The sequence below is a fragment of the Bradyrhizobium sp. UFLA05-125 genome, from assembly GCF_059803515.1.
Genome location: NZ_JBANBJ010000163.1, coordinates 1 through 2,012, shown reverse-complemented (window position 1 = coordinate 2,012; position 2,012 = coordinate 1). Strand labels below are relative to the sequence as shown.

The following is a 2,012-nucleotide window of genomic DNA, read 5'->3' as shown; positions in this document are numbered from 1 at the left end:
CATGCGGATCAGGCAAGAAATACAAGAAATGCTGCGGACTCAATTAGCCGCAGCCGCGGTGCTCACCGGAGGGTTACGGTAGTAGCTAGGAGTAATCACGTAACGCGCAGGACCCTGCATGAAATGGCCAAGGAATATCGCAAGGTGACTCAGCTGCTGGAGCGGGGCGATGCAGCGGGCGGCACAACGTTCTGCCCGACTTTTTTACAGCGTTCTCTTGGACGAAGTCAGCTGCGAGCTCCGCTAAGGGCATGAGTGTCGATTTGGGCGGACAAGCGACGCTTCCGGTCATCCCCTGGCAGCCGACGTTTTGGCGAACTCTGGATTTCGACAGTGTGGGCCAATTCCGGACTCATGCATCGCAGCAATTGCGCCTATTCGATCACCTTGTCCGCAGCTGTTAGCAAGGTTGGTGGCACCGTGAGCCCAAGCGCCTTAGCAGCCGTGACATTAACGACAAGCTCGAACTTAGTCGGCTGCTGGATCGGCAGATCGGCTGGCTTTGCTCCTTTGAGAATCTTCCCGACGTAGACTCCAGCCTCACGATATAGGGAAGTGAGGCTCGTCCCATAGCTGATAAGACCGCCTGCGGTGACAAATTCTTGCCACTCATAGATTGCCGGAACGAAGTAACGCGATGCTAAGGCCACGATCCGCTCGCGACGGCTCGTGAAGAACGGGTCCGTCCCAACAATTAGCGCGTCGGCCTTGAGGCGCGCGAGAGAGGCGAAGGCGGGTTCAAATTCGTCCTCATTAGCAGCCCTCAAGATATCGAGCCGTACTCCTTTCACACGTGCCGCTTGTTGCACGAGCGGGATCGTGCCCTCGGTAGCGCTATGGTATTTCGGATTTATAAGTAGAGCGATGGTCCTGATTTTGGGAACTAGTTCGGAGAGCAGTTCGAAGCGCTTTGCCATCAATTCATTCGCGATCATGCTGAAGCCCGTCGCATTGCCCCCCGGTCGGCCAAGGCTGGCGACCAGACCGGTCTGGACCGGATCGCTACCGGTAATAAAAACGATTGGGATCGTGGAGCTTGCGTTGATCGCCGCTCGGATCGAAAGATCACCGCTCATCGCAGCGATGACATCGACCTTGTCGCGGGTAAGATTTGCTGCCAATGCAAAAAGTCGATCAAAGTTGCCTTCCGCCCAAGAGTATTCAATTGCCAGATTTTGGCCTTCGATGAAACCGGTTTCTTTAAGTCCCTCGTTGAACGCGGCCACAAAGGGAGTATGCGTGCCCGGCGAAGATACACTCAGAAAGCCGATCTTCTTCACCGGCTGCTGCGCGCGCGCCGCGAGCGGCCATGTAGCCGCTACGCCGCCGAAGAGCGTGATGAACTCCCGCCGCTTTTTGTTGAGCATAAAGCTGCCTCCCGATGGGCAAGCGTCACCAAAAACAAGCTCCGCAGCCGAACGCCCGAATGGCCGGTCTTAACGATAACACAGGAGGCTGCTCGCTGCGGGATTTCGCTAAGGCCTAAGTCGCCTCCGGGTCATTTTCGACGCATTTGTCAGAGATTGAGGACTGGTTGATGTCCGCTCCTGTCCGTAAGCGCCGTACCAAGAGCGGGCCAGTAGCGTTGCGTTTGGCCGGACTGCCGTGATTCAAACTCCCGAACTGGGGGCTCGAATCATGCGCTACGAACTCGCTGACCATGAATGGACCGCCATCAAGCCGATGCTGCCGGACAAGCCGCGTGGCGTTCCTCGGGTGAACGACAGATGGGTCCTGAATGGCATCTTCTCGGTCCTACGATCAGGAGCACCCTGGCGTGATCTGCCGAAGGCGTTTGGCCCATATACCACTTGCTACAACCGCTTCGTTAACGGCGTTGCGAATTCCGCGCGTAGACAGTTCTTGCGCCCCCTTCTCAAGTTTGGTCGCATCGATCGTGACGGTATACAGGGCATTGGGCCTCGCCGATTTGTTAGTTGAAAGATCGTGCCGCTGTGCTAACAGGCGCGCGCCGTGTTAGCGTACATCAACATGCCGGGCATGGACGGTCA

General features: G+C 56.8%; 2 protein-coding genes and 1 pseudogene. 2 read left to right on the top strand and 1 reads right to left on the bottom strand.

Annotated features, from left to right (window positions below; genetic code table 11):
- On the top strand, positions 1 to 47 hold a 47-nt coding region (locus tag SO156_RS45695), incomplete at its 5' end, for an SEC-C metal-binding domain-containing protein (protein ID WP_498539180.1).
- Positions 48 to 374: 327 nt separating this feature from the next.
- On the opposite strand, the gene SO156_RS45690 is transcribed toward SO156_RS45695, so the two are convergent.
- A complete protein-coding gene (locus SO156_RS45690; RefSeq protein ID WP_498539444.1) occupies positions 375 to 1,367 on the bottom strand; it encodes an ABC transporter substrate-binding protein in 993 nt (330 codons plus the stop codon).
- Positions 1,368 to 1,638: 271 nt separating this feature from the next.
- Here SO156_RS45690 and SO156_RS45685 point away from each other — a divergent pair.
- A pseudogene (locus tag SO156_RS45685) lies at positions 1,639 to 1,830 on the top strand (transposase); the annotation flags it as partial.
- Between the last annotated feature and the right edge of the window lie 182 nt (positions 1,831 to 2,012).

What these genes read in the sequence shown, in the direction of transcription:
- SO156_RS45690 (WP_498539444.1), bottom strand. Translation starts at nt 1,367, where the DNA reads ATGCTCAACAAAAAGCGGCGGGAGTTCATCACGCTCTTCGGCGGCGTA.